We start from the raw sequence: 26,328 nt of genomic DNA, 5'->3' as shown, positions 1-26,328 counted from the left end.
CCAGCATGTGCGCGATCGCTTATGCGCGCCTTAGCCAGCCGCCTTTTGCCCATCGCGGCGGCGCAGCAGCGTGTACAGCACCGGCATCAGCAGCAGCACCAGCGGCACCTGCACCAACAGGCCGGAAATGATCGCCACCGCCAGCGGCTGCTGCATCTGCGAGCCCCTGCCGAGCGCCAGCGCCAGCGGCAGCAAGGTGAGCATCGCGGCCAGCGTGGACATCAGGATCGGCCGCGTGCGGTGCCGGCCGGCTTCGTGCAGCGCCTCGTGCAGCGGCATGCCGGCGGCGGCCTGTTCGAGTTCGGAGAAGTAGAAGATCGCCACTTCGGTAACGATGCCGACGATCATCGTCATGCCCATCATCGCCGAGATGTTGAGCTCGATGCCGGTCAGCCACAGCCCGGCGAACACGGCCGGGATCGCCAGCAACGGCATCGCCAGGATCACCAGCGCGACGCGGAAACTCTCGTACAGGAACAGCAGCAGGGTGAACACCAGCGCGATCGCCGCGAGCATCACGATGGTGAGGCCGCGGAACGCCTGCTGCTGTTGCTGGTACAGGCCGCCGAGCTGGTAGTACATGCCCTTGGGCAGCAGGCCGGGCCGGGCCAGCACGCGCTTGACGTCGGCGATGGTGGCGCCGAGGCTGCGCCCGCTGATGCGCCCGGTCACCGCGACCATCCGCTTCAGGTTGTCGCGGGTGATCTGCGGCTGGCCCTGCACCTCTCGCAAGGTGGCTACCCGCGACAGCGGCAGCAGGTGGCCGTCGCCGGCGCGGATCGGCAAGGCGGCGACCTGTTCCAGCCGCTGATGCGTCGCGGCCGGCAGGCGCACGCGCACACCCACCCGCTTGCCGTCGGTGGGAAGCTGCGCGGCCACGGTGCCGTCGATCGCCGCGGCGACCTGGTCGGTAACGCCGGCCGGGTCGAGACCCTCCAGCGCGGCCCTGGCCGGATCGACCTGCACGGTCAGCGCATCGCCGGCCGGGTTGATGCCATTGCGCACGCCGACCACCCCGCCGATCCCGCCGACCGCCGCGGCGACCTTGCCAGCGGTGGCGGAGAGCTGCGCCGGGTCGTCGCTGTACAGCTGGATCTCGATCGGCTGCGGCACCGCCACCAGGTCGCCGATCAGGTCCTCCATCAGCTGCGACAGCTCGATGTCCAGCCCCGGCACATGCTTCTCGACCTCGCCGCGTACCTGCCCCATCACCGCCTCGGTATCCGGGCGCGAGCCGCTTTTCAGGCGCACGAAGAAGTCGCCCTGGTTCGCCTCGGTGAGGCCGCCGCCGAGCTGCAGCCCGGTGCGCCGCGAATAGGTGTCCACATAAGGGTTCGCGCGGATGATGGTCTCGACCTGGCGCAGCAGCCGGTCGGTTTCCTGCAGCGAGGTGCCGGGTTTCGACAGGTAGTCGAGGATGAAACCGCCCTCGTCCATCTGCGGCATGAAACCGGTACCGACGCGGGTATACGCAAGCCCGCCGACCAACAGCAACGGCACGACCAGCAGCAGCACCAGCAACGGCCGCCGCAACCAGCGCTGCAGGATGCCCTGGTAACCCTGCATCATGCGCCGGGTGAAACGACCCGGCGGATGCTCGGCGCGATGACGCTCGTCGAGGAAACGCTCGGCCAGCAGCGGCACCGCGATCCAGGTCAGCAGGTACGAAATGACCAGCGCGCTGGCCATGGTCAGCGACAGCGCCTTGAAGAACGCACCGGTGACCCCGGACAGGAACGCCAGCGGCAGGAAGATCACCACGGTGGCGGCGCTGGAGCCGGTCAACGGGCGGGTGAACTCCCACGCCGCGGCGGCGATGCGTTCGTGCACTTCGCCTGCGCCTTCGTCCGGATGCAGCCGACGCATGATGTGTTCGAGCATCACGATTACGTCGTCGATGATCAAGCCGACCGCCGCAGCCATGCCGCCCAGCGTCATCATGTTGAAGCTCATGCCGAGCACCGACAGCAGCAGCACGGTGATCGCCAGCACCGCCGGCACCACGATCAGCGCGACCAGGATCACCCGCGTGTTGCGCAGGAACACGAACAGCACCAGCCCGGCCAGCACGATGCCGATCAGGATCGCGTCGCGCACGCTGGCCGCCGCGCCGGTCACCAGCTGGGTCTGGTCGTACCAGTTGGCGATGCGCACGCCGGCCGGCATCTGCGGCGCGTAGTCGGCCAGCCGCTGCTTCACTTCCCGTGCGATCTGCACGCTGTTGCCGTCGGGCTGCTGGTAAACCTGCAGCAGCACCGCGTCCTGGCCGTCGGCGTTGACGCGGATCCACTGCGGCACGTGGTCGAGGCTGAGCGCCGCCACGTCGCCCAGCCGCACCGCGCCGCCGGGGCCGGCGCGCAGCACGATGCCGCGCAACGCGGCGAGCGTCTTCGGCTGGTTGTCGGCCAGCAGCAGGTACAACTTGTAGTGATCGGCGACGCGGCCCATCGCCTGGATCGTCGCCGCACGGCTGACCGCCGTGGCCACGTCGGCCAGGCTCAGCTGCAGCGCGCGCAGCTTGCCCGGATCGACGTCGGCGTGGAACTCGGCCACCTCGCCGCCCTGCACCTGGACCTGGGCCACGCCGCCGATGCCGCTCAGCAGCGGACGCAGCTGGTACTCGGCCAGGTCGTGCAGCGCACCCGGCGACTGCGTGTGCGAGCGCAGGCTGTAGGCCAGTACCGGGAACGTGGTCGGGTCCATCCGCCGCGTGCTCAGCTGGGTGCCGGCCGGCAGCTGCGGCAGGATCTGCCCGGCCGCCGCATTCACTTCCTGCAGCGCCGCAGCCATGTCCGCGCCCCAGTCGAACGTCACCGCCACCTCGGCGCTGCCGCGGCTGGTGGTGGAGCGCACGTCGCGCACGCCGCGCACGTGGCGGATCGCCTCCTCCACCGGCGTGGTCACCTCGATCGCCATCTGGTCGGCCGGGCGGTCGCCCGCATCCAGCGACACCTGCACGCGCGGAAACGCCACGTTGGGAAACAACGCCACCGGCATCAGCAGCGCACTGGCGATGCCGCCGATCGCCAGCATCAGGGCGAGGAACAGCAGCGAACGCCGATGCCGCTGCATCCATGCGGTGACGCTCACCGGGCGGACTCCCGCACCGCATCGCCGTCCGCCAGTTCGTAGGCGCCGAGCACGATCACCTTCGCCTGCGCATCGAGCGGACCCTGCACGCCGATGGGATCGCCCTCCGGGCTGCGCAGCGTCACGTCGACGCGTTTGGCGTGGCCGTGCTCGATCTGGAACAGATAATCACCGTGCTCGTCGTGCAGCACCGCCGCACGCGGTACCGCCCACGCGCTGAAATCGGCGGTGCGGATCTGCGCCTCCAGTGCCGCACCGGCGACCAGCGCGGCGCCGGCTTCGGCCGGCAGTTCGACTTGCGCGCCGAGCAGATGGGTCTGCGGCTCGATCGACTGGCCGATCATGCGCAACGTGCCCACGAAAGCGGCCTGGTCGCCATACACGCTGCGCAACTGCACCGGCATGCCGGCATGCAGCCTCGCACCGTCTTCCGGCTGCACGCCGAGCTGTGCGACCAGCGCATGCGCCGGGGTGAAGCTCAGCAACGGCGCGTTCGCGGCGAAACGTTCGCCCAATCCCACGCTGAGTGCGTTGACCACGCCATCGGCCGGCGCGCCGACGGTTTCCTGCGCGCTGCCGCCGCCGAGCGCGCGCTGCGCCGCCAGCGCGGCCTGCGCGTCGGCCAACGCCTTGCGCGCGGTCGCCAGTTGCGACTGCGTGGCCAGCCGTTGCGCCGCCAGCTGCTCGGTGCGCTGGAGTTCGCCGCTGGCCAGCTCCAGCGCACTCTGCGCCTGCTGGTACGCGCTGCGCGCGGCCGGATCGGGAGCGATCGTCAGCAGCGGCTGTCCGCGCCGCACGCTCTGCCCGGCCGCCACATCCAGCGCCACGACCTGGCCGCCATGCGCGAGGCTGATCGCACGTGCGTGCTGCGGATCGCCCGCGGCGCTGCCCCACGCCTCGACGGTGTCGTGGAAGGTCCGCTGCACCGGCGTGGCGGTGGTCACCGCCACCTCGCCCTTCGCCGCGGCCGCTTCCTCGTCATCGGCGGCGCCGTGGCTGCACGCGGCCAGCAGCAGGCACAACAGCGGCAAGAGCAGCGATCGGTTCATGGCGTGGGCGCCTGCGTGGAAACGGGATGGGTGGCGATGTCGACATCGGTGTTGCCGAGCAGCGCTTCCAGCGCGATCGACTGGGTGGCCTGCTGCTGTTGCACGGCGAGCAGGTCGAGGTCGGCGGCCAGCGACCGGCTGCGGATCGCCAGCCAGGTCGGCCAGTCCAGCAGGCCTTGCCGCCACGCCGGTTCGGCCGCGCGGCGGGCGTCGGCCAGCTGCCTTGCGTGGGCGGTCAAGGCGTCGCGTTGCCGATCCAGCGTGGCGAGATCGGCGGCGAGCCGCTGCATGTCGCTGCGCGTGGTCAGCACGCGCGACGCGTAGTCGTCCTTCAACTGCTGCCGGGTCGCCCGCTCGATCGCGATGTTGCCGCGGTTGCGGTCGAACAGCGGCAGCGTGATGCCGACGCTGAAGCCGTGGGTGTAGACGGCGCTGGTGTCGCGCGCGCTGTTGAAGCCGATGTTCAACGCGGGAAACTGCGCCCGCACCGCGCCGCGCAGTTTGGCTTCCTGCGATTGATAGCCTGCCTGCAGCGCCAGCAGGTCCGGCCGACGACGCGGCAGGTCGGCCAGTGCCTGCTGCAACTGCGCCGCCGTGGGCGCGACCCGGTACGGCGCGCCGACCAGCTCCAGCGGTGCGGTCGGCGCCAGCCCGAGCAGCACGTGCAGGTCGCTGTCGGCCTGGTGCAGGGCGACCGCGTTGTCGGCCCGCTGCTTGCGCACGTCCGCGGCGGCGTTGAGGCCGGCGCTGGCGCTGTCGTAGGTGAGGTTGCCGGCGGCCAGCGCGGCATGAATGTAGGGCGTGACCTGCTCCAGCGCCGCCTGCTCGCTGGCCAGGCGGGCCTGTTGCGCGCGCAGGTTCAGCACCTGGTCGAACAGCAGCCGCGCCTGCGCCACGGTCTGCCACTCCGCCCACAGCAGCTCGAGGTTCACCTGCCCGGCCTGGCTGCGCGCCGCCGCCTGGCGCGACGAACGCGTCAGCAGGGCGCCGATGTCTTCGCTGAGGCCGAGATTGAACGCCGTGGTCAGACCGCCGCCGGAGTGCTGCGGAAAATCCTCGCCGACGCTCAGTTGCGGGTCGGGCAGCAGTCCGGCCGCAAAGGCCTGCGCGCGGGCCACGCCCAGTTCGTCGCGCTTGAGCTTCAGCGCCGGGCTGTTCGCCACCGCCAGCATCGCCGTCTCGGTCACGTCCAGCCCGTCGGCGGGATCGAAGCGATGCGTCGCCAGCGATGGCGGCATGTCGGCACCGGGTGCGACGAGCTGCGCCACGCCGGCCGCGCCCGCGCCCCGGCCCAGCGGCAACGGCGCGTAGCGGGCGCAGGCGGACGCGATCAGCGTGACGGCGACGACACAGGTCAGGTGCAGGCCGGATCTCGTCGCGGGGGAATGTCGCTGGTGGCCGGCATCATGCATGCGGCCATTCTGGAAGCTGCCGCTTAGTTCTTTCTTAACCGAACCTCGCCGGCTTTTGTTCCGAGCGTGACCAAAGAACATTGAGCCGGAGCGAAGAGCTTTCGTCCTCCTGCGGAGGGCGAGTTACTTTCTCTCGCTTGCCCGAGAGAAAGTAACCAAAGAGAGGGGCACCCCGCTTGCGCGCCTTGCGGGCATCCTGCCCGCAAGGTCCGCGGCCGGGTTCCGGGGTTTGTCGACAGCACATCCTGTGCTGACGCCAAACTGGCCGGCATCCATGCCGGCCACCCTGCGGGCTGATCCTCCACCCGCCCGCCGCTTCAGAGGGGACCCCGGTTAGAGCAACGCGCAATCCTGCGCGTACCTTTTAGAAGAGCCAGATCAAGAGCAACCGGCGGGCCGTGCCCGCCTACCGGAGCCTGCCAGCTTACGGTGACGGCCCCATCACGCGCAGCGCGAGGGTGGCGAAGGCGCCGTCGCGAGCCAGCGCGGTGATGCGGTAATCGCCGGCCTGCGGCAGGCTGATCGCAATCGCGGCATCGGCGTCGCTGCTGCCCTGCAGGCGACCGTTGAGCAGCCACTGCACGGCGGTTTGCGTACCCAGCGCGCGCAGCGTCACGCGCAGCGGGTGCTCGCTGTTCGGCGCCCGCCGCAGGGTGACGCCGTTGCCCAGGCCGGCGATGCGGATCGGCGCGGCGCGGTCGAGCGAGTCGGCCGCGCAGCCGGGCGCGAGCGGCGGCAGCGCGGAACGGGCGCGGTCGTCCACGCCCAGCCATGGCGTGGCCAGCGCGGGCCAGCGCGCCAGCTGGATGGTGTGCTCGTGGCTGGCGTGACAGGCACCGCTCAGACGCTGGCCTTTGGTATTCACGCGCAGGGTGAGCAGGCCGGACGACCACGCGCCGAGGTCGCGTTCGGCAAACGTGGGCGGCAGCGCGTCGTCGAGCACCCATGCGCTGCGGCGCTGGCGACACAGCGCGGGATCGGTGGCGGCGACCGCGCCGCCGAGCGGCCAGCAGATGTCGACCGACTTCACGCTGGCCGGTTGCGCCCGCGCGTGGCCGCCGCGCGAGGGCAGCATGTCGACGATCTGGAACAGCAGCGGCAACGCGGTCACCGCGCCGTACTGGCCGGGCGACGGCGTGCCGTCCGGACGGCCGATCCACACGCCGACGGTCCAGCGATCGGTGACGCCGATCGACCAGGCGTCGCGGTAGCCGTAGCTGGTGCCGGTCTTCCACGCCACCGTGGCATGCCGGTTGATCGCGCCGGCGAGCGGGCCGCCCTCGACGTCGGCCGGGTTGCTGGCGAGGATGTCGCGGATGATCCACGCCGCGCCGGGCGACAGCAGCCGGCGCGCTCGCGCCGGTTGTTCCGTGGTGTAGCGCGGCGTGCCGGCGAGGCCGCCGTTGGCGAACGCGGTGTACGCGCCGACCAGGTTCTCCAATCGGGTGGACGCGCCGCCGAGGATGATCGACAGGTTCGGTTGCGCACCCGCAGGCAGGCCCAGGTCGACGCCGCCGTTGGCCAGCCGCGCCACGAAGCGGTTCGGCCCGACCCGATCCAGCACATCCACCGCCGGCACGTTGAGCGAGCGCTGCAGCGCCTCGGCGGCGCTGACCGGGCCGGAAAACGCCTCGTCGAAATTGCCTGGCTTGTAGCCGCCGAAATCCTGCGGCGCGTCGACCAGCAGGCTCTGCGAGTGGATCAGGCCGTCGTCCAGCGCCAGGCCGTACAGGAACGGCTTCAGCGTCGAGCCGGGCGAGCGCGGCGCGTCCACCATGTCGATGTAGCCGTGCCGCTGCGGATCAGCGAAGTCGCTGGTGCCGACGTAGATGCGCGCCTCCAGCGTGGCGTTGTCGACCACCAGCAGCGCCGCCGACGTGTGTGCCGGCAAGCGCGACAGGTACGCGCTGACCCGGTCCTCGGCAGCACGCTGCAGGTTCGCGTCGATGGTGCTGGCGATGCGTCGCGCCTGCGGCTGCTGCCGGTGCAGGCGTTCGGCCAGCAGGGCCGCGGACAACGGCGCGCGCAGCGAGCGCGCCACCACCGGCTCGATCGCCGCGTCGCGCACCGCCGCCGCGCTCCACACGCCGAGGTCGCGCATGCGCTTGAGCACCTTGTCGCGCGCGGCGCGCGCGGCCTCGGGATGACGGTCCGGCCGCAGCCGGCTGGGCGATTGCGGCAATACCGCGAGCAGCGCCGCCTCGGCGCGCGACAGCCGGCCGGCCGGCTTGCCCAGGTACGCCCACGAGGCCGCCTCGACACCTTCGATCGGACCGCCGAACGGCGCGTGGTTGAGATACAGGTCGAGGATCTGCGCCTTGCTCAGATGCGCTTCCAGCTGCAGCGCGCGGAAAATCTGCAACAGCTTGCCACGGAACGTATGCGGAATCGGTTCGATGATCCGCGCCACCTGCATGGTCAGCGTGGAACCACCCGAGACGATGCGGCCGTGGCTCAGCCCGCCGGCGAGACCGCGCAGCAAGGCGTAGGGATTGACGCCGCGGTGGCGGTAGAACCAGCAGTCCTCGTAGGTCAGCAGCGCCTTCAGGTACAGCGGCGAGACCTGCTTCGCCGTGGTCGGGTAGCGCCACACGCCGTCGCTGTCGGCAAACGCGCGCAACGGCGTGCCGTCACGCGCCAGCACCACCGTGCTGCCGGTGTCGGGTGCGGGCAAGTGCAACGGGAACAGGCGGTCGAGGAGCACGGCAGCGAGCAGCACGGCTATCATCGCGACGCCGCAGCCGCCTACGAACTGTCGCGTGCGTCTATGCTTTTCCGTCTTCACGTCTCGCACCGGGCTGCGTCATGTTGTTTCAATCAGCATCCACCCGGCTCGATGAGTGCATGACTGACCAGCAGCGCTTCCGGACGCTCAGCGGCGACGAACGAAGCTGAATACGTCGGGTAATCGCATTCAACAGAAATCCGGTAGTTCGCAGCAATGACCACCGCCTTGCCGCTGATGGAGAGAATGGTCCTCTTCTTCAGACCGCGGAGCGTCTTGGGCGAAATGAGCGCCTTCACAAAATCCGTGTCATTCCGGAAGCGGATTTCATGTACGTGCCCTCTTTGCTTCCAGTAGGGAAGATGGTTGGCCGTTTCTTCATCCGGAATGAAATAGAGCTCCAGGAGTCCGTACTCGGTATCAGCCTCGGGATTATTCGACAAGTATCCGTAATGGTAGGTACCAGACACCACGAATCGACCCTGGAACAGCCCGACCCCATATTCGCCTAGGGACACAAACCGCACTGGACTGCCGTGTGGGATGGCGTAATCGAGACCATCCGCCACATGCACTGCCTTGGAATCCGCAGCCAAGGCGGAAAACGAAGCGAACACAGCCACCATGGCAATGACCGTGGCCATCCACCGGTTCAACCCGAGGGATCGAGCCCGACTCACGGCTGCACCACGGTGATCTTCGCCGGCTCGACCTTGCCGATGCCGCGCACGGCCGGGCGGTACATGTCCTCCACCAGCGGCGGCGGCACGCTGTACGTGCCCGGCGTCACCGCGCGCACCAGGTAGAACACGCGGGCCTGGTCGCCGCGGCTGAGGTTGAGGGCGGCGGCGTAGCGGTCGTCGCGGTATTCCTCGTGCACGATCTGCGCGGCGGCGGCGTGCTGGTCCAGCTCGATGCCGTCGATCACCACGCCGGACCACGACTGCGCGCCGCCGAGGTTGAGGTTCTCCACCTCCAGCCCGCCCGGCAGCAGATCGGTGACCAGGGCGTCGGGGACGTTCATGCGCGCCTCGATGCTCAGTTCGACGATCAGCGTGTCGCCTTCCTTCAACTGGTTGCCGCTCCACGGCTTGCCGTCGGTGGTGAACCAGCTGCGCCGCACATCGATCTGGCTGGCGTCGGCCGGCGGTGCCTGCTGCGGGATGCCAGCGACGTCGAGCGTGGCGAAGATCGCCGCGTCGCTGGTCGGCTGCACGCTGACGCCGGCGCTGAACTCGGCCACGCTGAGCGCGCGGCTCCACACGCGCTGGTCCGGTGCCGGTTCGGTCTTGCCGTTCACCGTGAGCGTGGCGGCCAGGGGGGCATTGCTTTTCGCATCGAACGCCGCCGCCACGCGGGCGATCGCCGCCTGCTCCTGCGTGCTCAGGTACGACCACGACCAGCGGTAATCCTTGTCCTGCTGCTGGCGCAGGCGCACGTTGGCGGTGGCATTGCGCGCCCAGTCGACCAGCTTGGCGTCGTAGGCGGGCTTGCTCATGCCGTAGGTGTGGGTGAGCGCGACCATCAGCGCCAGGTCGCGCAGGTCCGAGCCGTAGTCGCCGACGTACCACGGGCGCTCCTTGCTCCACGCGAACGCCTCGTCGACGGCCTTCTGCGCGCGCTCGGTGTCGCCCATCAGCTTCAGTGCGATGCCCAGATGCACCAGCGGCAGCGGCGCGACCAGCTTCTGCCGCTCGTTGTCGAAGATCGCGCGCAGCGTGCCCAGCGGCGCACGGTTGACGCGCGCCAGCACGAAGCCGGAGTACGCCTCGTCGGCGATGCGCAGGTGCTCGTGCTGTTCGTACTCGTAGTACGGATGGCCGCCGGCGAGCAGGTCGTCGTTGAGCCGCTGCAGCGATTTCTGCAGCACGTCCTGCGGCACCGCGAAGCCGGCGTCGCGTGCATCCAGCATGAAGTCGACCACGTACGGCGTGGTGAACGTCTGGATCGGACTGCTGCCGCCCCAGAAGCTGAAATGGCCGTTGCTGGCCTGGAACGAGGCGATCCGCGACAGCGCGCCGTCCACCGCGGCCTTGCGCACGGCGTCGCTCATCACTTGCGCGCCCAATGCCTTGGCCGTCTGGCCGTCCAGGATCAGCGCGGCATAGCCCTTGCTGGTGGTCTGCTCGATGCAGCCGTACGGGTAGCGCAGCATGTCGCGCAGCGCGGCCGCGTACGGCAGCGGCGGCAAGGTGCTCAGGGTGATCCGCGCGTTCACCGTGGCCGGCAGCAGGCCGGCGACCGCGGCGGCGCCGAAGCGTTCGGGCTTGCCGGCTTCCAGCGCCATGGGCGTGGTGCTCACCGTTTCCGGCCAGGCCGGGCGCACCGCGAATTCGAAGTGGCGGTCGACCTGGTAATCGTTGAGTTCGGCGTGGATGTCGACCGCCGCCACCGCGGCGCCCGCCTGCGCCGTCACCGGCATGCGCACGGTGGTGCCGGCGCCGTCCTTCAGCGGCACGCTCTGCACGGCCTTGTCCACCGTGATCGGGCCGCCACCCTTGACGCTGACCCTGGCCGTGCCGTCCTTGCCGGACAGGTTCTTCAGATCCAGGCTGATCACCGCCTTGTCGCCGGCCGCCATCACCCGCGGCGTGCTCGGCTCCACCACCAGCGGCGCACGCACGGTGACCGCGCCGTCGGCGTTGCCGTAGCGGCTGTCGGTGTACGCCAGCGCGGCCAGGCGCAGGCTGCCGTTGAAGTCGGGTACGTCGACGTGCAGCGTGGCCTTGCCCTGCGCGTCGAACGCCACCGGGCCGGCGAACAGGTCGACGATCTGCACCTTCGGGTTGAGCCGGGTGGCCTTCGGCAACGCCGCGCCGCTCATGTCGCCGCCGTAGCGCAGCTTCGCCTCGGCGCCGTCCATCGCCTCGATGAGGCGGCTGTACAGGTCGTACGCATCCACGCTCAATGCACGTTTGGCGAACAGCCACGCCCACGCGTCGGGCACCGGGTAATTGGTGATGTTGAGCACGCCCTGGTCGACCGCGGACAGCGTGACGAAGGCCTGCTGCCCGGCCAGGCCAGTGGCCTGCACGCCGACCTCGAGCGGGTTGCCCGGGCGCATCAGCGCGGGCGCGTCGAGCTTCAGCGGGACGCGCCGGTCGTTGCGGTCCATCGCCACGTACTCGACGCCCATCGCGCGCGCCGGCGTGGTGTGCTCGGCCGCCTCGCCGCCGCGGAACACCAGGGCGGTCACGTAGACGTCGTGGCGCTCCCACTCCTTGGTCACCGGGATCTCGAAGGTGGCACCGGCTTTCGCGTCGATGTTCTTCGTGTAGAGCAGGTGGTCCGATTCCACCAGCAGCACACCGGGCCCGTCGTGCGGCGGCGTCACCGTGACCTTCATGCGGTCGCCGGCGCGGTAGCGCGCCTTGTCCAGCTGCAGCTTGACCTTGTCCGGGCGTGCCTCCTTGCCCAGGTTCTCGTCGTCCCAGCTGTAGCCGGCGAAGAACGGGAACACCGTGGTGAGCTTGGTGGCCGGGTCGTACACCTCGACGCGGTAGCTGCCCCATTGCACCGGGAATTCGACGTGGGCCGATTTGCCGGCGGCCACGTCGATGTCCTTTTCCTCGATCAGCTGCAGGCGCTGGTTCGCATTCGACTGCCAGCCGCCGCTGCGCTCATACAGCCAGTAGAAATCGCGCAGCTCGCGCTGCAGGCGCACTTTCAAATGCGCGCCGGCGACCCGTTCGCCATTCGCATTCGCGCGCACGATCTCGAAGCCGGCCGGCGCCTCGCTCTCGGCGCCCTGCTTCGGATCGAACAGCGGGCGCACGCCGACCAGCGCGTCGGCCGGCCAGTAGGTGCGCTTGAGCAGCCGCGTCACCGCGCGGCCGCCGCTCTCGTACACGCTGCCGGACAGGGTCACCGCCAGCGGCGCGACCGGTTTCACGTCGTCGGGCAGCGCCACGTCCTGCTCCAGCACGCCTTGCGCGTCGAGCTTGGCGTCGACCACGTCGTCGGCGCTCTTCGGCAGCTCGACCAGCGGGTTGCCGAAGAAGGTGTCCTTCATCGCCGCCACCGGATGCACGTCCGGCGCCACCAGCAGTTTCGCGGTGAAACGGTTGCCGTCGGCCGGCGCGCCGTACAGGTAGCTGGAGGCGACCTTCAGCTTCAGCGGCTCGCCCGGCGCCAGCCGCTGCTGCGGGCTGGACAGATCCACCTTGAGCCGCTCGGGCAGGAACTCCTCGACGTGGAACGGGAACGCCTGCACGGTCTCCTTGGCCGAAGGATCGAGGCGAAATTCCAGTTGCCACAAACCGGTCGGCGCGTCGGCCGGGATCGCCTGGCTCAGCTCGAAGTAGTTGAGCTGCTGCGGCTCCAGCCGCTTTTCCACCAGGGTACGGCCGTCCGGCTGCTTCACCCGCACGAACAGCGACTGCGCCTTCATCGGCTTGCCGTCGTCGTCGCGCAGCAGCGCCGAGGCGCGCAGCGTCTCGCCGGGACGGTACAGGTCGCGGCCGGACCAGGCGTAGACCTCGAACGGCGCCTGCCTGCGGCCGCTGATGTCGAAGTTGGACACGTCCAGCGCCGGCCGGTTGAACGGCAGCACCGAGACGTCCTTGCCGTGGCGCGCCACCAGCACGTCGGAGGCCTTGGCCTTGTACGCGAGCAGCGCGTTGCCGTCGGCGCCGGTCACGGCCTTGAGCTTGCTGCGCCCGGCCGCATCGCGGATCTCGATGTCCACCGCATTCACCGGCGTGCCGTCGCGCAGCGAGGCCACGTGCAGCAGCACGTTGTCGCGGTACACGCGCAGGTGCAGGCCGAGGTCGCTGACGAAGAAGGTGGCAGTGTCGTAGCCGTCCTTGAACGTGCCGCCGGCCTTGACCACCGCCATGTACACGCCAGGCGTAGCCAGTTCCTTGATGTTCTGCACCGGCAGGTAGGTCACGGTGCGCTCGTTCGGCTCGCCGCCCAGCGTGTAGTGGTTGGCGTAGACCGAGTCGGCCAGCTGGGTGATCGGCACCCGGCTGCGCCGCTCGTCGCCCTCGCCGCAGCTGTTGTAGTAGGCCACGTCGTGGTCGAGTTCATAGCTGTCGCGATGGCCGTTGCGCGGGTAGCTGCAGAACAGGTCCGACAGCGCGTCGTCGCGCACGCGGAAGAACTCCACGTCGGCGTCGTGCACGTTCATCGACACCAGCGGCAGGCCGCGGGTGCCGCGCGCCGGCAGCACGCTGCCGTGCGAGGCGAAGCCGACCGCTGCCGGCAGGTTGCCGGAGTACACGTCGTGCTTCACCTCGTGGCCGAGGGTGCGGCCGTCGGCAGCAAGCAGGCCGGCCTTCAGCTGCACCGCATAGCGCGTATTCGCCTGCACGAACGGGAAGCTCAGCGTCTTGCCGTCGTTGTCGAGGCTCCAGCTGCCGCTGACCGCTTCGCCGTTCGGGCCGGTCACCGCGATCAGCGTGTCGAACGCCTGCGCCGAGGCCAGCGTGGCGTTGAAGCGCAAGGTCAGCGCGGTGCGCGAATCGCTGGCCTGCGAACTGGCCGAGACCAGCGCGAACTCCGTTCTTGCCGGCGCCGGCGCGGAAGCGCTGCCGGCCGGCGCGCCCTGCAGGACCGGCTTGCCGTGGTCGGGTCCGCGATGGCAGGCCGCCAGCAGCAGGCCCAGCAGCAAGCTGATCAGGACGCGGGACAAGACCCGGCGCGAAAGGCACTCGTACGATCGACGCGACATGAAACCTTCCCCCTGTAGGTTTGCATGGGAGTATCGCCGCAATTCATGGCGCCTTGAAGGCGTGGATCGGGCGCGCGTCTTGCGGCGGGGCGGCGTTCAACGCGGCGTCGACACGTCCTGCCGGCCCAGCCAGTCGCCCAGCTGCATCAGCACCTGGCCGCGCCCTGGCTCGGCCTCGTTGAACAGCTCGTGATACAGCGTGGAGAAGAAGCGGGTGGTCAGCCGCCCGCTGGAGGCGGCCTTGCGCGCGAACGCGCGGCTGCCGGCGGGATCGACCAGGCCGTCGCTGTCGGCCACCAGCAGCAGGGTCGGCAGCGCAAGCGTGGCGGCGTCGGCGATGCAGCGGGCGCCGTCGCGGAAGATGAAGTCGGCCAGCCGCGGCGTGATCCAGCCGTGCCGCAGCGGGTCGCGACGATAGTCGGCGACCACCTGGCGGTCGTGCGAGAGCTGGTCGAAATCCAGCCCGCTGCGCAGCGGCAAGCTCGGCGCGAGGCGGGCGAGCAGGCGCGCCAGCGCGATCATCCGCGGCGATTCCCAACTGCGCAGCGCCGGCGAGGACAGCACCAGCGCCGGCGGTGCGACGCGGCCGTCCAGCACCGCGCGCAGGGCAACCAGCCCACCCATGCTGTGGCCGAGCAGCAGCGGCGGATACGGCAGGCCGTTGGCGTAGTCGTGGTAGACGGTGGCGAGGTCTTCCAGCAGGTCGTCGCCGTGGCGCAGGCCGCCGCGCCGGCCCGGGGTCTGGCCGTGGCCGCGCTGGTCGTAGCCGCGCACGGCGTAGCCGCGCTGGTTGAACCACTGCGCCAGGCGCTCGTAGCGGCCGCCGTGCTCGCCCAGCCCGTGCACCAGCAGCACCGCGCCGCGCGACCGGGCCAGCGGCCAGTCGCGCAGGAACAGCGGCTGGCCGTCGGCCATGGCGAGCCAGGACGTGTGTTCGGTGCCGTCCGCAGGACGGTTCTGCAGTGCCGCGCGCATGGGTGGTTCCGCGTCCGTTTTGGTGGCCCGGCGCCGCCGCATGCGCCGGGCCGGGACTGGCATCAATGTTCCGTGACCCGCATGTCCTTCGTCAGCAGGTCGAGCTTGCCTTTCATGTCGGCTTGGGGCTGGGTGCCCGCGGTGCCGTAGAAGGCGGTGTACAGCACCGTGGACGGCGGCCCGGCCGGGGCGACCACGGCGTTGATCATCATCAGGTCGTTCTCGTAGCGCGCCACGGCATTGTAGGGATACTGCCGCTCCGACAGCTTGCGCCAGCGGCTGCTCAGGTCGTCGTCCAGCCCGGGCGGCGGCGCGACGTAGCGCTGGACATTGACGTTGTTGTGGTCGTCGGAGGCCGAGTCCTTCCAGATGTCCACGTCGCCGACGTCCCACACCGGCTTGCCGCCGTCCAGGAAGAAGCGGAAACCGAGCCACAGCAGGTTGTCCGGCTTGACCGGCTGCAGCGAGGACGGGTAAGAGAACGCCACCCGTTGCGAGGCATAGCTGAAACGACGGTCATAGTCGAAGCCGATGCGGATGTTCCTGAGCGCGGCCGGCTGCAGTGCCGGGTTGCCGAGGAAGTCCTTCCACTGCGCCAGGGTGCCCTGGTAGGTGACGTGGACAAAGCTGCTGATCTCGTCCAGGTCGAGCATCGTGTCGTGCTCGTGGGAGGGCGGCGTGAAGCGCACCAGCATCACGCTGCCGTCCGGCACCGGCAGCGAATACGTCACCACGAAGGCGTTTGCGTAGGGCAGCGGCCACACGCCGATGCGCCAGGATCGCTGCCAGCGGTCGACGTGGGTCGATTCGCGGACAGGCTTGCCCAGCGAGGTGATCTTCACCTTTTCGCCGGCGACCGCGCGCTGGAACATGCCGGTGCGCGCCAGCAGGTCCATGCGCGACTTCGCGTCGCCGTAGAACGTCGCCGCGGCCATCCCGTCGGGCCGGCGCAGACGGACCAGCCCGTTGCGGGCAACCCCGCCGGTCGCCACGTAGCCGTTGCCGTCCAGCGCGAAATACTGCGTCTGCTCGCCGACACGCCGCCATTCGCCGTCGCTGCCACGCACGATCAGGGTGGGAAAGCCGTTCAGTTGCGTCTGCTGGTGCAGCAGGCGTGCCGAGCCCGCGCCGTTCGGGAACAGGTTGGCGGACTCCTTGGCCAGCAGCGCCTTCAGCTGCGCGTCGCTGTTGGCGTCCATGCGCGACTGGAATTCGCGGTAGAAATCGCCCAGGCCGGCGGGCAGCGCGAACTGCGCCTTGAGCTGGCCGTTCTGGATCGTGTCGAACAGGTCGAGCTGGTAGGCGAGGCGCGACTCCATGACGGCCCGGCCGGCCGGTGCGTCCAGCACCTCGTGGATCGGCAGCGCGTAGTTGAGGTTCTCGTTGGCCGACTTCATCAGCACCACGCCGATCAGCTTGCCGTCCTTGTCCAGCAGCGGGCCGCCGCTGTTGCCGGGCGAGGCGGCGGCGGAGAAGCGCATCCACTTCCAGGCACCGTTCTCCTGTTCCGGCGTGTCGGAGGTGTACAGGCCATCGCGGATCACCACACCGGTGCCCAGCGCGTTGCCCACCGCGTAGACCACCTGGTTGAGCGCCGGACTGGTCTCGATCGCCAGCGCCGCGTCGCCTGCCGGTGGCTGCGCCAGCGTGAACACCACGAAATCCTTGCCCAGCGAGAACTTCTCGATCTTGCCGATCGGGTACACCCGGCCGGCGGCGTCGCGCAGTTCGGGCGGCCCCCACAGGCTGTCCGCGCCGGCCAGCAGCACGTGGCCGGCGGTGACGTAGCGGTTGTGGCCGATCGCGAACGCGGTACCGATCGAATAGTACTTGTCGGTACGCTCCTGGTAGGGCAGCTGCTCCAGCGGCAGCGGCCGCTCGTAGCTCAGCGGGTCGCCGGCCGGCTTGGCCTGCACCACCTCGAAGGTGGCCGCCTGGATCTTCGGCAGCATCGCCGGATCGAGGCTGGCCGCGCGTGCCGCCGACATTCCCGCCAACCCCAGGCCGGCCAGCAGCAGCATGCCGCAGCGGCGGATGGCCCCTTCGCACCATGTACGCATGTGTTCAATCCCTTGCATCGGGCGCCCCCCGCGGACTCCCCTCGGCATCCTCGCGGGCAGCGGCCGACCTGCATCTTGGCATGGCCGCGCGCCGCTTGCATGGCGGGCGCGGGCCACGGCGCGGGCGGTGCGATGCGCCGCCGCGCCGGGCACCGGCGCGGCGGGATACGGTTTACAGCTCGGCGCGGAACTCCACGCCGATGATGCGCGGGTCGTTGACGAAGGCGGTGCGGTTGTTGAAGTCGATCGCGCCGGTGATCGCCCGCTTGTCGGTGATGTTGCGGCCGTACAGGGCGACCTCGCGGCGGCCGTAGTCCCAGTTGTAGCCGAGCCGCACGCCGCCCTCGAGCAGCGGCTTGCCCCTGAACTCGGCCGAGTCGTACAGGAAGAAGTTCACTTCGCTGCGGTAGTTCCAGTCGGTGTAGACGAAGAACTCGCCGCTCTCGCCGTAGGGGATGCCGTAGCGCGCGGTGAGCGTGCCGATCCACTTCGGCGCGTTCGGCAGGGTGTTGCCGTCGACCAGCGCATTGCCGGCGGCGTTCAGCGGGTCGAGCACGGTGCAGCCGGAGCCGCACACGGCCACCGCCAGGCCCGGGTCCTGCAGCTGGGTGAAGTTGTAGCTGCCGCCGGCGGTGAGCACGAAGTTCGGCGTGAGGTAGGCCTCCAGGTCGAACTCGGCGCCATAGCCCTCGGTCTTCTTCGCGTTGATCAGGCGGGTGACGTTGATGTCGCCGCCCACCGCGGTGAGTTGCTGGTTGTGCATGTTGTAGCCGTACACATCCGCGTTGAAGCGCACATGGTTGTCCATGCCGGTGGTCTTCACGCCCAGCTCGTAGCTGGTGATCGTCTCGGGCTTGGCTTGCGAGATGAAGTCGGCGAACAGCACGCGGCCCTGCACGCTGGGCGCGCGGAAGCCGTTGGCGACGCGCGCGTACACGTTGACGTTCGGGTTCAGCGTCCAGGTGCCGGTGAGGTCGCCGCTCCAGCGCGCGTCGTGCGGCTGCGCGGTCAATTGCAGCGGGCCGCCGCCGATCGGCGACAGCACGCGGTCCACCTTGAAGTCGCGCGAGTCGTGCGACCAGCGCGCGCCGGCGCGCAGCTCGAAGTCGTCGGCGAGCTGGTAGTTGGCCGAGCCGAACAGCGCCCACGCCTTGGTGCGCTGGGTCTGCATGGCGTAGCCGTCCAGCGCGTGGTTGTTGAACGTGGCGTAGTCGAAGTTGCTGATCGCGATGTCTTCGTCGAACCAGTAGGCGCCGACCTGCCAGTTCAGCTTGTCCTGGCCGTTGCTGGCCAGGCGGAATTCCTGGGTGATCTGGCGGTCGTGCGGCAGCGCGTCGGCGGTCTCGACCGGGAACGGGATGAAGCCCGGGCCCATCGGCGGGTGGAACACTGCGCCGTAGCCGCCGTCGACGTCGCCGAGGCTGTAGGTGGTGGCGCGTTCCAGCCCGGTGATCGAGGTGAAGGTCAGGTCGCCCAGGTTCCATGCCAGATGCAGGTTGCTGCCCCAGCTGAACAGGTGCTGCTTGTTGCGGCCGTCCTGCGCCACCTTGTCGCGGTCGAAGCCGGGCACGAAGCTGGGATCGCCCAGCTCGATCGCATTGGCGCGGTTGACCATCGCGCTGCCCTCCAGCCAACGCGCGTGGCCGTTGATCAGCGCGCTGAAGCCGCCGTCCTCGTACAGCGCCTGCAGCCGCACGGCGCGGTCGTCGTAGCCGCCCAGCGCGTTTTTCTGGCCGGTAAAGGTGTTGTCGATCCAGTCGTTGCGGTGCTGCGCCAGTGCGGAGACGCGGCCGGACCAGTGCCCGCCCAGCGAACCGCCCAGCGCGGCCTCGGCATTCGCGGTGCCGAGCGAGCCATAGGAGACGCGCGCGTAACCGCTGGTTTCCTGGCTCGGGCGCACCGACTCGAACTTGATCACGCCGGCCGGCGAGTTGCGCCCGAACAGCGTGCCCTGCGGGCCGCGCAGCACTTCGACCTGGGCCAGGTCGAACAGCGGGAAGCCCTTCAGGATCGGGTTCTCCTGCACGATGTCGTCGTACACCATCGACACCGGCTGCGAGGCGTTGAGGTCGAAGTCGCTGTTGCCCAGGCCGCGGATGTAGAAGCGCGGGAACTCGCGGCCGTAGGAGGTCTCGGCGTATACGCTGGGCGCGCGCGAGGCGAGCTGCAGCACGGTGTCGCCGGACTGGCCGAACGCCGCCAGCTTGTCCGGCGTCAGCACGGTCAGCGCCATCGGCACCTTCTGCATGTTCTCCACCCGCTTGGAGGCGGTGACGTTCACCGTCTGCAGTTCGGTGGTCTTGGCCGGCTGCGGCTTGGCCGGCGCGGCCTGCTGCGCCATGGCGGCGCCCAGCGGCAGCGCGGCGGCGATGCTGGCGGCGAGTACGGCGAGACGCAACGAAGTGGCGACGTGCATGGTCGGTCCTTGAATGGCGGAGGGAGGACGCCGCGGCCGGTCCACGCCGGCACGCGTCGCCGCCGTATTGTCATACAGCGGACTTCCGCGTGAAAGGGAAGTGTGATCGGGTCAGCGCTGCGCACCGGCGGGAAAGACCGCCGGCAGCCGCAGTTCCGCCCGCTGTTCGATCTGCGCGGACGAGCGGCCGAGCAGCAGTCGGTACGTCCCGGCGGCGACGCGCCAGCCGTGGCCCCGGTCGTCGTAGCGCGCGAAGCGCACGGCCGGCAGCGCCAGGCGGACCCGCTTCGTCTCGCCCGGCCGCAGCGCCAGCTTCTGCCAGCCGACCAGCCGCGACACCTGCTCGCCGGGCAACTGCACGTAGAGCTGCGGCACGTCGGCGCCGGCGCGCGATCCGGTGTTGGTGACCGCGAATGAGGCCGTCACCGCGCCGGCCGCATCGGTGGTGACGGTCAGCGGGCCGTAGCCGAAGGTGGTGTAGCCCAGCCCATAGCCGAACGGGAACAGCGGCTCGCTGCCGCGGCGCTGGAACCAGCGGTAGCCGACGTCGGCACCCTCGATGTCGTAGTCCACCGTATCGGCGGGCTGGCCCTGCGGCGGCAGGCCGATCGCGGCCAGGCCGGCGCCGGCGATGGCCGGGCGCGGCAGCTGCGACGCGTCGCGCGGCCAGCTGAGCGGCAGCCGGCCGGACGGGGCCACTTCGCCGAACAGCAGCCGCGCGATCGCCTCGCCGCCGGCGTTGCCGGGGTACCAGGCCTCCAGCACCGCCGCGGTCTGCGCCAGCCATGGCATCGCCACCGGGCCGTTGTTCTCCAGCACCACCACGGTGCGTGGGTTGGCCTTGGCGACGGCGGCGACCAGCGCATCCTGGTGGCCGTTCAGCGCCATGCTTGGGCGGTCGAACGACTCGGCCGCCCACTGCTGCACGAACACCACCGCCACCGCGGACGAGGCGGCCAGCTTCGCCGCGGCCGCGATGTCCTCGCCGCTGGCGTAGCTGGCCTTGCCACCGACGCGGCGGGCGATCGCCGCCAGCGGCGCGGACGGGTGGTACATCACCGGGCCCGGCCACACGGTCGGCGCCAGCCCCGGCACCGCATTGCCGCCTTGGGCGGTCACCGCCGACGAGCCGCCGCCGGCCAGCACGCCCCGGTCCGCGTGCGCGCCGATCACCGCCACCGAGGCCAGCGTGCGTGCCAACGGCAGCAGATTGTCCTGATTGCGCAGCAGCACCGCGCCGGCCTCGGCGGCGTGCTGCGACACCTTCGCGTCGGCGGCGTAGTCGATCGGCGCCGCCTTGGCGGGGTGGTCGATCGCGCCGACCGCGAACAGGCTGCGCAGGATGCGCCGCACCATGTCGTCCAGCCGCGCCTGCGGCACCTCGCCCTTGGCGATCGCCTCACGCAGCGGCGCGGCGAAGAACACCTGCGGGTCGAACGTCTCGCCGGCCGATTCCTGGTCGAGCCCGGCCAGCGCCGACTTCGCCGCGCTGTGCACCGCGCCCCAGTCGGACATCACGAAACCTTGGTAGCCCCAGTCGCGCTTGAGCACCTGGTCGAGCAGCCATGCGTTCTCGCAGGCGTAGGTGCCGTTGACGCGGTTGTACGCGCACATCACCGAGCCAGGCGCACCGATGCCCAGCGCGATCTCGAACGCACGCAGGTCCGATTCGCGCGCGGCGACCCGGTCGAGCTTCGCGTTCATCGTGTTGCGGCCGGTTTCCAGGTCGTTGACGGCGTAGTGCTTGAGCGTGGACACCACGTGCTGCGACTGGATCCCGCGCACCGCGTGACCGGCCATCACGCCGGCCAGCAGCGGGTCCTCGCCGGCGTACTCGAAGTTGCGGCCGTTGCGCGGGTCGCGCAGCAGGTTGACGCCGCCGGCCAGCAGCACGTTGAAGCCCTTGCGGTGCGCCTCGCGGCCGATCATCGCGCCGCCGGCCTCGGCCACCGCCGGGTCCCAGCTGGCCGCCGTGGCCAGGCCGGAGGGCAAGGCCGTGGCGACGTCGCGGCTGTGCGCGTTGAGCGGGCGCGCCACGCCCAGCCCGGCGTCGGTCTCCTGCAGTGCCGGCAGGCCCAGCCGCGAAAGCGCCGGCGCGCAAGCCGCCGAGCCCAGCGCGCAGGCCGGCGCCGGCTTGCCGTCGGAGGCGCTGCCATAGGCGGTGGTGATCAGCTGGAACTTCTCGTCCTGGCTCATCGCCTGCACCACCAGCGCCGCGCGCGCATCGGGGGACAGCGAAGTGTTCATCCAGGGTCGCGCCGGCGGCTCTCCGGCCGCAGTGGCAGTGGCCACCACGGCCAGGGCGAAGGCACAGGCGGACAGACGGCGCGGACGACGGGACATGGGCGACCTCGGGCGAAGAAGGAAGGCGGCTGACGGCACTGCGCAGAGTGCTAACGTAACGTTTTCAGCGCAAGCCACTGACGTCACGAATCGGCGCCTCGCGCTTGCGTGCAGTGCCGATGGTACCCATCTTTCGGAGCACCATGTCGTCCCCGCTCGCCGATTTCCATCCTGCCGTCGCCGCCTGGTTCCGCGGCGCGTTCGCCGCGCCCACCGCGGCGCAGGCCGCCGCGTGGCCGTCGATCCGCGCCGGCCGGCACACCCTGGTCGCCGCGCCGACCGGCTCGGGCAAGACGCTGACCGCCTTCCTCGCCGCGATCGACGAACTGGTGCGCGAGGGTGTGGCGCACGGCGGCACGCTGGCCGATGCCACCACGGTGCTCTACGTGTCGCCGCTGAAGGCGCTGTCGAACGATATCCACGTGAACCTGGAAGCACCGCTGGAAAGCATCCGCGCGGAACTCGAGAAACTCGGCCTGCCCGACGTGGCGATCCGCACCGCGGTGCGCACCGGCGACACCCCGCAGGTCGAGCGCAACCTGCTGCGCAAGCAGCCGCCGCACATCCTGGTGACCACGCCCGAATCGCTGTACGTGCTGCTGGGCTCGGCCTCGGGGCGTTCCATGCTGGCGAGCGTGCGCACGGTGATCGTCGACGAGATCCATGCCATCGCCGGCAGCAAGCGCGGCTCGCACCTGGCGCTGTCGCTGGAGCGGCTGCAGTCGCTGTGCCAGCGGCGCCTGTTGCGCATCGGGCTGTCGGCAACACAGAAGCCGATCGAGAAAGTCGCCGACTTTCTCGTGGGGGCCGGTGAATACGCCACGCTCGCCGCTCTTGCCCCTCCCCCTGCTGGCAGGGGGAGGCTGGGAGGGGGTGAGGCTCTTGATCTTGACCTTGATCTCAAGCTCAAGAGCAAGAGCACCCCACCCCAACCCTCCCCTGCAAGCAGGGGAGGGAACCCGGTCACCATCATCGACGTGGGCCATACCCGCCCCCGCGACCTCGCCATCGAAGTGCCGCCCGTCCCGCTCGAAGCGGTGATGTCTAACGACGCCTGGGAGGCGGTCTACGACCGCCTCGCCCAGCTGGTGCGCGCGCATCGCACCACCCTGGTGTTCGTCAACACGCGGCGGATGGCCGAGCGCGCCGCGCGGCACCTGTCCGAGCGGCTGGGCAAGGAACACGTGGCGGCGCACCACGGCAGCCTGGCCAAGGAGCTGCGGCTGGACGCCGAGCAGCGGCTGAAGCGTGGCGAGCTCAAGGTGCTGGTGGCCACCGCCTCACTGGAGCTGGGCATCGACATCGGCGAGGTCGACCTGGTCTGCCAGCTCGGCTCGCCGCGCTCGATCGCCGCGTTCCTGCAGCGCGCCGGCCGCTCCGGCCACAGCATCGACGGCACGCCGAAGGCGCGGCTGTTCCCGGCCACCCGCGACGACCTGATCGAATGCACCGCCCTGCTCGACTGCGTGCGCCGCGGCGAGCTGGACGCGCTGGTGATGCCGCCGCAGCCGCTCGACGTACTGGCGCAGCAGATCGTTGCCGAAGTGGCCTGCGCCGAATGGGACGAGGACGCGCTGTACGCACTGGTACGCCGCGCGTATCCGTACCGCGAGCTCGCGCGCGCCGATTTCGACGCGGTGGTGCGCATGCTGGCCGAAGGCTTCACCACACGGCAGGGGCCGCGCGCGGCCTACATCCACCGCGACGCGGTGAACCGCCAGCTACGCCCGCGGCGCAGCGCGCGGCTCACCGCGCTGACCTCCGGCGGCACCATCCCCGACACCGCCGACTACAAGGTGGTGCTGGAACCGCAGGCGATCATCGTGGGCACGGTGAACGAGGATTTCGCGGTCGAGAGCATGGCCGGCGACATCTTCCAGCTCGGCAACGCCAGCTACCGCATCCAGCGCGTCGAGCGCGACCGCCTTCGCGTGGAGGACGCGCACGGCGCACCGCCGAGCATCCCGTTCTGGCTGGGCGAGGCGCCGGGGCGCAGCGACGAGCTGTCGCTCGGCGTATCGCGCCTGCGCGAGGAAATTTCCGCGCAACTCGACGCCGGCGGCGTGCCGGCCGCGGTCGCCTGGCTACACGATCAGCTCGGCCTCGACGAAGCCGCCGCGCAGCAGCTGGCCGATTATCTGGCCCGCGCGAAAGCCGCGCTGGGCGTGCTGCCCAGCCAGCGCACGCTGGTGCTGGAGCGCTTCTTCGACGAATCCGGCGGCACCCAGCTGGTGGTCCACACGCCGTGGGGCAGCCGCATCAACCGCGCCTGGGGGCTGGCGCTGCGCAAGCGCTTCTGCCGTCAGTTCAACTTCGAGCTGCAGGCGGCGGCCACCGAGGACGCGATCGTGCTGTCGCTGTCCACCAGCCACAGCTTCCCGCTGGAGGAAGTGGCGCACTACCTGCACTCCAATACCGCCGAGCACGTGCTGGTGCAGGCCCTGCTCGACGCGCCGCTGTTCCCCGCGCGCTGGCGCTGGAACGCGGTGACCGCGCTGGCGCTGCCGCGCTTCACCGGCGGCAAGAAGACTCCGCCGCCGCTGCAGCGCATGAAAAGTGAGGACCTGCTCGCCGCGGTGTTCCCCGACCAGGTCGCCTGCCTGGAAAACATCGTGGGCGAGCGCGAGGTGCCGGATCACCCGCTGGTCAACCAGACCCTGCACGACTGCCTGCGCGAGGCGATGGACGTGGACGGCCTGCTGGCCATCCTGCGCCGCCTCGAGGCCGGCGAGATCGCCATCGTGGCGCGCGACCTCAGCGCACCCAGCCCGCTCGCCACCGAGGTGCTGAACGCCGCGCCGTACGCCTTCCTCGACGACGCGCCGCTGGAGGAACGCCGCACCCAGGCCGTGCAGACGCGCCGCTGGAACGCCGACAGCGCCGACGACCTCGGCCGGCTCGATCCCGACGCGATCGCCGCCGTGCGCGAAGAGGCGTGGCCGCAGGTGCGCGACGCCGACGAGATGCACGAGGCGCTGACCTTGCTGGGCTTCGTCACCGCCGAGGAAACCGCTGCCAACACCGGCTGGCAGGAACGGCTGCAGGCGCTGGCTAAGGCGAAGCGCGCGACCCGGCTCGGCGACGTCTGGACCACGGCCGAGCAGTTGCCGCTGTGGCAGGCGCTGCATCCCGCCGCCGCGATGCAGCCGCCGATCGCCGCACCGGCCGAGTACGCCGCGCAGCCATGGACGCGCGATGGCGCGCTGCAGGAGCTGGTGCGCCATCGCCTCGGCGGACTTGGCCCGGTCACCGCGAAGACCCTGGCCGCCTCGCTGGCCGTCGATGCCGGCGAGGTCGAACCGGCGCTGCTGCGCCTGCAGTCCGAAGGTTACGTGATGCAGGGCCGCTTCAGCGCCGACGCCGTCGACACCGAATGGTGCGAGCGACATCTGCTGGCGCGCATCCACCGCTACACCATCGGCCGGCTGCGCCGCGAGATCGAGCCGGTGAGTCGGCGCGCGCTGATGCGCTTTCTGTTCGACTGGCAACACGTATCTTCGGCCACGAAGCTGAGCGGGCCTGACGCGTTGGCCGCCACGCTGGCGCAGCTGGAAGGCTACGAGGCGGCCGCCGGCGCCTGGGAAGCGGAGATCCTGCCGGCGCGCATCGCGGATTACTCGATCAACTGGCTGGACGAGCTGTGCCGCGCCGGCCGCATCGTCTGGAGCCGCCTGCGCACCGGCAGCGGCGGTGGCGGCGGCCCAGTGCGCGGCACGCCGATCGTGCTGCTGCCACGGCGCGACATGGCCGTCTGGACGTCCGTCGCCGCCGACGACCCGCAGCAGATCCTGCTGTCGTCGCGCGCGCAAGCCGTCGCCGACGCGCTGCAAGAACGCGGCGCGCTGTTCTTCGACGAGCTGCTGGACACCACCCGGCTGTTGCGCACCGAACTGGAGGACGCGCTGGGCGAACTGGTCGCCACCGGCCGCGTCAGCGCCGACAGCTTCGCCGGCCTGCGCGCCCTGCTGCTGCCGGCGGCGAAGCGCGACGGCGGGCGGCATCGGCGGTTGCGCCGGCACCAGCTCAGCGGCATCGAGGATGCAGGGCGCTGGGCACTGGCGCGCGTCACCACGGCGGGCGACGGCAAGGCCGCACCCGAGGCCATCGAACACATCGCCCGCACCTTGCTGCGCCGCTACGGCGTGGTGTTCTGGAAACTGCTGGAGCGCGAGGCGCCGTGGCTGCCGCCGTGGCGCGAGCTGTCGCGGGTGTATCAGCGGCTGGAGGCACGCGGCGAGATCCGCGGCGGCCGCTTCGTCGAAGGACTGGTCGGTGAGCAGTTCGCCCTGCCCGAGGCCATCGCGCCGTTGCGCGCGGCGCGCACGCGCGCCGACGACGGCGAACTGGTCTGCCTCAGCGGCAGCGACCCGCTGAACCTGGTCGGCACCGCGCTGGCTGGCGACAAGGTGCCGGCACTGCCCGGCGCCCGCGTGCTGTACCGCGACGGCGCGCCGATCGCCGCACTGGTCGCCGGCAGACTCGTGCCCCTGACCGAACTCCCCGCCGCCGACCTGCAGCTGGCGAAACACGCCCTGCTGCGACATCCGCCGGCACCGCCACCGGTTCGAGCGGCGGCGCGCTGAG

General features: G+C 70.4%; 11 protein-coding genes. 1 reads left to right on the top strand and 10 read right to left on the bottom strand.

All coding sequences use genetic code 11. The annotated features are described in order from the left end of the window. Positions 1 to 30: 30 nt before the first annotated feature. From R2APBS1_RS00870 to R2APBS1_RS00825, 10 genes are all read right to left on the bottom strand, one after another. Positions 31 to 3,090: an efflux RND transporter permease subunit gene (locus tag R2APBS1_RS00870; protein WP_015446485.1), complete on the bottom strand. Its 3,060-nt coding sequence runs from the start codon at positions 3,088 to 3,090 to the stop codon at positions 31 to 33. Beyond that, positions 3,087 to 4,139: an efflux RND transporter periplasmic adaptor subunit gene (locus tag R2APBS1_RS00865; protein ID WP_015446484.1), complete on the bottom strand. Its 1,053-nt coding sequence runs from the start codon at positions 4,137 to 4,139 to the stop codon at positions 3,087 to 3,089. The genes R2APBS1_RS00870 and R2APBS1_RS00865 overlap by 4 nt, the downstream gene beginning before the upstream one ends. Then, positions 4,136 to 5,551: a TolC family protein gene (locus tag R2APBS1_RS00860; protein WP_015446483.1), complete on the bottom strand. Its 1,416-nt coding sequence runs from the start codon at positions 5,549 to 5,551 to the stop codon at positions 4,136 to 4,138. The genes R2APBS1_RS00865 and R2APBS1_RS00860 overlap by 4 nt, the downstream gene beginning before the upstream one ends. Positions 5,552 to 5,975: 424 nt before the next feature. Next, complete coding sequence (pbpC, locus tag R2APBS1_RS00855; RefSeq protein WP_015446482.1) at positions 5,976 to 8,279, bottom strand: penicillin-binding protein 1C; 2,304 nt, start codon at positions 8,277 to 8,279, stop codon at positions 5,976 to 5,978. Positions 8,280 to 8,368: 89 nt separating this feature from the next. Next, positions 8,369 to 8,920, bottom strand: coding sequence for a hypothetical protein (locus tag R2APBS1_RS00850; RefSeq protein WP_015446481.1), 552 nt, complete (start codon positions 8,918 to 8,920; stop codon positions 8,369 to 8,371). 32 nt (positions 8,921 to 8,952) lie between these two features. Then, positions 8,953 to 13,950, bottom strand: a complete 4,998-nt coding sequence (locus R2APBS1_RS00845) for an alpha-2-macroglobulin family protein (RefSeq protein WP_015446480.1) — start codon at positions 13,948 to 13,950, stop codon at positions 8,953 to 8,955. Positions 13,951 to 14,046: 96 nt separating this feature from the next. Continuing rightward, a complete protein-coding gene (locus tag R2APBS1_RS00840) occupies positions 14,047 to 14,925 on the bottom strand; it encodes an alpha/beta hydrolase (RefSeq protein ID WP_007508779.1) in 879 nt (292 codons plus the stop codon). A gap of 62 nt (positions 14,926 to 14,987) precedes the next feature. Continuing rightward, complete coding sequence (locus tag R2APBS1_RS00835) at positions 14,988 to 16,985, bottom strand: S1 family peptidase (protein WP_007508776.1); 1,998 nt, start codon at positions 16,983 to 16,985, stop codon at positions 14,988 to 14,990. A gap of 172 nt (positions 16,986 to 17,157) precedes the next feature. After that, positions 17,158 to 19,401: a TonB-dependent receptor gene (locus R2APBS1_RS00830; protein WP_015446479.1), complete on the bottom strand. Its 2,244-nt coding sequence runs from the start codon at positions 19,399 to 19,401 to the stop codon at positions 17,158 to 17,160. A gap of 111 nt (positions 19,402 to 19,512) precedes the next feature. After that, positions 19,513 to 21,744 carry a beta-glucosidase family protein gene (locus R2APBS1_RS00825; RefSeq protein ID WP_015446478.1) on the bottom strand — a complete coding sequence of 744 codons (2,232 nt, stop codon included), beginning with the start codon at positions 21,742 to 21,744 and terminating at the stop codon, positions 19,513 to 19,515. 143 nt (positions 21,745 to 21,887) lie between these two features. Here R2APBS1_RS00825 and R2APBS1_RS00820 point away from each other — a divergent pair, with 143 nt between their 5' ends. Then, the gene (locus tag R2APBS1_RS00820) at positions 21,888 to 26,327 is read left to right on the top strand and encodes a DEAD/DEAH box helicase (RefSeq protein WP_015446477.1); all 4,440 of its coding nucleotides are present in this window, start codon (positions 21,888 to 21,890) and stop codon (positions 26,325 to 26,327) included. Position 26,328 lies beyond the last annotated feature (1 nt).

The sequence above is a fragment of the Rhodanobacter denitrificans genome (assembly GCF_000230695.2).
Classification (GTDB): domain Bacteria; phylum Pseudomonadota; class Gammaproteobacteria; order Xanthomonadales; family Rhodanobacteraceae; genus Rhodanobacter; species Rhodanobacter denitrificans.
Note: the sequence above shows the minus strand (reverse complement) of the source record. Positions and strands in the feature narration are given on the sequence as shown.